Genomic DNA, 6629 nt, shown 5'->3' on the forward strand with positions numbered 1-6629 from the left:
GCTACGATGATTAACTGATGTAACCGATCAGATCGTAACTTCCTGATTTAGTTCCATCGAATTACGCAACAAAGCCGGTTTCGAGTGTTATGTCACTTGTTGAACCTACTTCTATATACTCAGATGCTTTAGCGAAAGACACGGTTATCAATAAGGTTATTCCAGCTAGAAAATATGCTCAAAGTTGGAAGAGGTTTGAGGATATTCATGAAAAGTTATCCGATGATATTATCAATAAAGAGTCTCCGTTCTATTTAGAAGACTTCGCTAAGCACTATGAATTAGCATTAAAAAACAAAGGCTAGGAATTAGGGTGATGAAAAAGTTTTACCAATATATTTTGTTATTAATTTCAATGGCTTTATTTGGGTGCTCAGCAGCGAACCTAGTTGTTGATCCATACTCAGATTTAGAAATAGCAGCAAGTCATAACATTAATCCTGATTCAAACGGCAGGCCTTCTCCTGTAGTGGTGTATGTATTTGAATTAACGTCAAATACCATTTTCGAAAGCCAGGACTTTTTTTCTATTTATGAAGAAAGTGAAAAAGTCTTAGGACCTGATTTAGTGAATAAATATGAAGTTTCATTAACTCCAGGTCAGAAAGAAACATATCAAGCAAGTATGTCTCCAAAGACAGAATATTTAGGCATTGTCGTCGCGTTTCGAGATATTGAAAACTCAAATTGGCGACAAGTCATTAAAGTGGATAAGACCGGTTACAACACATATCAAGTATTGTTAGAAGATCTGTCTTTGGTCGTTAAATAACGTTTAGTTGGCTAATTATAAATGACGCAATACTCCAAGACGGCTTGGTGCGAAGGAATGTTTTTACGTCCCCAGCACTTCCAACAACAAGAACGCGCAACCTCTCAAGAATTCAAGGGCTTACATCAGTTAGGTGGGGCTTACAATTGGGGAGTTTGGAAATGTCGAGTAAAAAAACACGCGCTAAAAGATGGTCTTATTGAACTTGAGCATCTTGAAGCTGTTTTGCCAGATATGACGTTGGTTAATACGTTAATATCCAACGATTCAGTTTCGCCTCTACTTATTGATAAAAACACTGAAAATACGTTAGTAAAAATAACTCTCCCTCTTTCAAGTGTTACAGGTAAAAACGTTTCGGATGTAAGCGAATCGATCGTCTCTCGTTATGTACTTCAAGATATCGACGTGATAGATAACCTTACAGGACAAGATGAAGAAACCATCCAAGTTGCAGCCCTCAACCTTGAGTTGAAAGCGGGTAATGACAAATTAGCGGGTTATGTGGAGTTACCTATCTTAAGGATCAAAGAGGTAACTCCTGAAGGGGAAATTATACTAGACGATGAGTACGTTCCTCCGCTTATCAATCTCCTGAGCGATAAAGTTATGTCAGCTTATCTACGTAACGTTATCGCGATGACAAAGATGCGTGCTGACGTTATTGCGCAGCGCTTGATTAAGGGCAAATCTGCATCGGCATCTGCTGTTGATTTCATCATGCTCCAAATGTTGAACCGATATGAGGCGAAGTTAAAGCATTTCAGTGAGTTAGATAGGTTACATCCACTGGAATTAGCGACGACACTTAAAGGTTACATTGGTGAGTTAGCCACTTTTTCTAATAAAACTAAAAGAGTCCCAAGTTTGCTTGCGTATGATCACTTAGATGTATCAAGTGTTTATAGCGAGTTGAATCAGATACTCAGTCAGTACCTCAGTGTTGTTCTTGACCAAACTGCGACCAAACTTCCGTTGGAGCCTCGCCAATACGGTATTCAAGTGACGCCGCTTCCAGATAAACGCTTGCTTGAGTCATGCCAATTTGTGCTAGCAATTAAAGCAGATACCACAACAGATGAAATAAGACGCCTGGTCCCAGCGCAACTCAAGTTTGGCCCGGCAGAACAGATTCGCGATCTAATTAATAATCAGATCAACGGTATAAACGTAGTGCCGTTGAGTGTCGTCCCGAGACAGATTCCTTACCAAACGGGCTATGTCTATTTCGAAGTTGTCAAGAAAGGGCCATTTTGGATGAGGCTAAAAGATAGTGGCGGTATTGCGCTTCACCTATCAGGGCATTTTCCGAATGCTGAACTTGAGCTTTGGAGTATTAATCAATAGGCGCGCTCTGTATGGAACAAACGATAGTAAAACCAACACCGGGTGGAAGAGCACCCGCATCGAAACCACAATCAGAAGAGTCTGTGGATAATACCGTAGTTATCTCAAAAAGTCCTGAATTGGTGAACAATGATTCAGTGGTCGCTTATGGGAATAACTCTCTACTAGCAGAGGCGAATGGCCTGTTATCTATTATCGGTCAAATTCGCTCGACAGCGACTCATTCCGATCCGTTGTTTCTAAAAGAGACATTGGCACAAAAGCTTAGAGATTATGAGAACCGATTACGTCAGCATGACGTTGATTTGGATACCATTGATACAGCTCGTTATTGTTTATGCTGTTCACTAGATGAAGTTGTCCTTAACACCAATTGGGGTGGGAATTCATTCTGGAGTCACGATTCATTACTTAGCTCCTTCTATGCTAGCAGTCAAGGTGGGGAAGCGTTCTTTAAGCATCTTGATAAGTGCATGGCGAAACCAGATGTGAACTTAGATTTGCTTGAACTAATGTATGTGTGCTTATCTCTCGGGTTTCTGGGTCAATACCGTTTAGAAAAAAATGGACTGGAATCGCACCGGAAATTGAGAAGACAGGTTATTGCTACTCTTAAGACTTATGGGAGAGGAGTCCCTCAGGAACTAAGCAATAGTATCGACCAACACATTTTGAATGGCTCAAAGGCTTCTGATAGAGCTCCTCTTTGGGTTGTATGTTCTGTAACGGCGGCACTATTGGTCTGCATATATATGTATTTTAGTTATGAGCTAAATAAGGCATCCAATCGCACCTTTTCTCAATTAGTCAATTTGATTCAACCGCAACAACTTAACCAAGATGCAACGTCAGAATCAAAATCAGCGCCAATTGCAGAAAAGATTTCAATGTATCTAGCAACTGAGATCGGTAAGGGGCTAATCAATGTTGAGCCGCTGCAAGACAGGGTAAGAATTTCGTTAAAGTCTCAAGATCTATTTGAATCAGGTAGTGCTGATGTTGTCGCTTACATCCAACCCGTTATTTCTAAGCTTGCGAGAACATTGGAGTCGACCCAAGGCAAGATCATTGTTACTGGTCACACCGACGATAGGCCTATTTTCACGAGTAAATATCCCTCGAACTGGCACCTATCATTAGCTCGAGCCACTGCTATGTCTGAACAACTGATCTCGAATAGTGCATTAGAAGGGCGAGTGATACCCGAGGGATTGGGGGATGCAAGACCATTAGTTGAAAACAGTAGTGATGAAAACCGAGCTATTAACCGCCGGATTGAAATCGACCTTCTTGTCGCGAATTAATAATAGGTAGATAGAGATGCGTATTAAAGAAATTGGCAGAATATTTACTCAAAGATGGTTTCTCGGTCTTATAGGTGTCGCTGCTTGTTCTATTTTCATTTGGGTTGTTGGTCCACTTATTGCGATAGCGGGATATGAGCCCCTAAAGAGTGACTTTCAACGGCTAGTCACTATTCTAGTGTTGGTGTTGCTTTGGGCGATATTTAACGTTACCAAGCAGCATAAGCAAAAGGTGAAAGAAGACGAAAGTATTCAAACGTTGCTTGAGGTTGATAGCCTATCAGATAAAGAAGCGGCAAGTGAAATTGACTTAATGCGCGAGCGTATTGAGCAAGCTGTCAAAGTAGTGACGAAAACACACAAAGGCAAGAGAAGCTTGTATGACTTACCGTGGTATGTGTTGATTGGCCCTCCTGGAACGGGGAAAACAACCGTATTAAAGCAGTCGGGGTTAGAGTTTCCATTAGGAGACAACCTTGGCTCTGACTCTATTGCCGGTGTAGGTGGCACTCGCCACTGTGATTGGTGGTTTGCAAATAAAGCAGTTCTTATAGATACGGCTGGCCGGTATACGACACAAGACAGTCAAGAAAAGGTCGACTCTAAAGCGTGGCATGGTTTCTTAGGATTGTTGAAAAAGTATAGAACGCAAAGACCAATTAATGGTGCGATTGTTACGATAAGTTTAGCCAGCGTGATGTCTCAGACTCGAACCGAGCGAAATCTTCATGCTCGAGCAATTAAGTCGAGACTTCAAGAACTGAAAAACCAGTTAGGCATGCAGTTTCCGATTTACGTATTGCTCACCAAAATGGATTTAGTTGCCGGTTTCAATGAGTTTTTTGCCGATTTAAGTAAGGAAGAGCGAGAGGAATTATTTGGTTTCATGTTCCCTCGTGAAGTGGATGATGAAAGAGGCGTTATTTCTCTATTCAACAAAGAATTTCATGGCATGTTGGAGCGCCTTGATGCCCGTATGCTTAGAATACTTGAAACAGAGGACGATTTAGATAAACGCGCGCTTATCTTTGAATTTCCAAAGCAATTAAGAGTGCTACAAGCTAATCTTGACGAGTTTTTAGCTGAAATTTTTGCACAAAACAGTTTTGAAGAGCCTGCCTTGATTCGTGGTGTGTTTATGTTGAGTTCGGTTCAAGAAGGCTTACCAGTCGATAAGCTGATGAATGAATCAACCAATGGACTTGGGTTAAATCGTTTAGCTCTAGCAAAGAGTCAGACTGGCTCTCATAGTTATTTCGTAAAGAATCTTTTTGACAAGGTTATTTTCAAAGAGCAACTGTTAGGAACAGTTAATCGTCACTATCAAAAGCAGTCAGGTTGGATGCGTCGAGGTGTTTACATTGGATGTACAACGCTACTGCTAGGAGCTTCTGCGCTTTGGTTTATGAGTTATAAGTGGAACTCACAGTTAATTGTCGATACCAATGAACAAGCGAGCCATATTGATGCAATGATTGGCGCTCAAAGTTTAGATTTTGAAGCGGATATTGTTTCAGCTGTAGAAACATTAGATAGGTTGATGACGCTTCCTCTCGGAAAGCAAAGCGACTACGGTGATGCCGACTCTGTAAAGAGGTTTGGTCTCTATCAAGGAGACAAAGTGTCTCAGGCGGCAAACAATGCATATTCTGATGCTTTGACCCAATATTACGCCCCTCTGCTTCTTGATAGCTTGGTGTCAGAAATGGAGAGCAATCAACAGCATCGTGAGTATTTGTACGAAACGTTAAAAACGTATTTGATGTTATTCAATCCAGACAAATATCAACAAGATGAAGTGTTGGCTTGGTTTAACTTTTATTTCGAACGTCAATATCCGGGTGAGCTAAACGCAGACTTAAGAAGACGTTTGCTACAGCACACTCAATATTTATTAGGCAACGATGGACAAGGCTTTACTTACAACACTGCTGCCGTGACGAGTGCTCGAGAAGTGTTGACTCAAATGTCTCTACCTGAACGTGCTTATCAGCGAATGAAAATACAATTTTCTAAGAGTCATGTACCTTCATTTCGCTTGACTGATGTATTGGGACCTAAAGGGCTTGAGCAGTTCGAGCGAGCTAGTGGAAAACCGCTATCACAAGGCATTTCGGGTTTCTACACGTACAATGGTTTTCATAGCATTTTTCAGATTCAGATCAACCGTACAGTAAAAAGCCTAATGGAAGAGAACTGGGTTTATGGTGACGATCTTAAGGCTCATGAAATTGATCAAGATAGTGCCATCCAAGGCGTTCAGTCTCGATACTATCAAGATTATGTTAATGAATGGAAAACGTTGATCGAAGATATTCAATTGAAGCAGGCTCCGAGCCTAGAACTTGCGACAGAGCAAGCGAGGGTTTTATCTGGAGTTGAAAGACCAATCGAATCTTTGTTGAGAGCAATCCAAAAAGAGGTTGCTCTATCAAAAGTATCATTGTCAGAAAATCAAAAAGCCGCTTCTGAAGTTGCTGGTAAAGTTGCCAAAGTTAAGTTTTCAAATACGGCAGATAGACTAGACATGTATTTACCTGAAGAAAACGGCTTCAATGTTGCTCTGCCAGGTAAAGAAGTCGAATCGCATTTTTCAGAGATCTTACGCCTTGGTGAGCAAGACTTTGATGATATTCAACAAGCAATGGTTAACTTGCGTTCGTATTTAAGTGACTTATCAAGCTCTGGTAACAATCAGAAAATTGCCTACAAAAGTATTTTAGATGGAACCGTTACACAAGATGTCGCAGCTTCCTTCGCTCGTGCTAAAGAACTTTTGCCGAGACCATTTAATCAATGGCTAGGTGAGCTTTCTCAAGAGTCGGTTAAGTTTGCGGAGAGCGGTTCGAAGGATCATCTAAATCAACTTTGGGTAACACAGGTGGTCCGCCCTTATCAGCGGACTATTGCTGGCAGATATCCATTCGAGTCCAACGCGAGCAGAGAAGTTAGATTGAAAGACTTTAAGCGATTCTTTGGTTATGGAGGTACGCTTGACGCATTCTTCCAAGAATACCTCGAACCGTTTGTGGATACTTCGAAAAGTCGTTGGCGATTAGAAAAGGAAATTGGAGTTCGTCCAGAAACACTAATGGTCTTTCAAAGAGCGCAACGTATCAGGCAGTCTTTCCGGCGTTTTTCAAGCTAGTTGTCACTACTTGATTAATTATCAAGCAGCTTCTTTTTCTGGGTTCAGGTGAACTTCT

Annotated in this window: 3 protein-coding genes and 2 pseudogenes; all 5 read left to right on the forward strand. The window is 41.2% G+C overall.

Annotated features, from left to right (window positions below; all coding sequences use genetic code 11):
• Positions 1–77: 77 nt before the first annotated feature.
• Positions 78–305, forward strand: a pseudogene (locus R7Z77_RS23430) (type VI secretion system-associated FHA domain protein); the annotation flags it as partial.
• A gap of 11 nt (positions 306–316) precedes the next feature.
• Complete coding sequence (tssJ, locus tag R7Z77_RS23435) at positions 317–772, forward strand: type VI secretion system lipoprotein TssJ (protein WP_017820223.1); 456 nt, start codon at positions 317–319, stop codon at positions 770–772.
• 21 nt (positions 773–793) lie between these two features.
• A complete protein-coding gene (gene tssK, locus R7Z77_RS23440; protein ID WP_213895877.1) occupies positions 794–2119 on the forward strand; it encodes a type VI secretion system baseplate subunit TssK in 1326 nt (441 codons plus the stop codon).
• Positions 2120–2130: 11 nt separating this feature from the next.
• Positions 2131–3423, forward strand: coding sequence for a type VI secretion system protein TssL, long form (tssL, locus tag R7Z77_RS23445; RefSeq protein WP_064354827.1), 1293 nt, complete (start codon positions 2131–2133; stop codon positions 3421–3423).
• A 16-nt stretch (positions 3424–3439) separates the two neighbouring features.
• Positions 3440–6553: pseudogene (gene tssM / locus R7Z77_RS23450) on the forward strand (type VI secretion system membrane subunit TssM); the annotation flags it as partial.
• Positions 6554–6629 lie beyond the last annotated feature (76 nt).

This window comes from Vibrio sp. 1401, assembly GCF_033340295.1.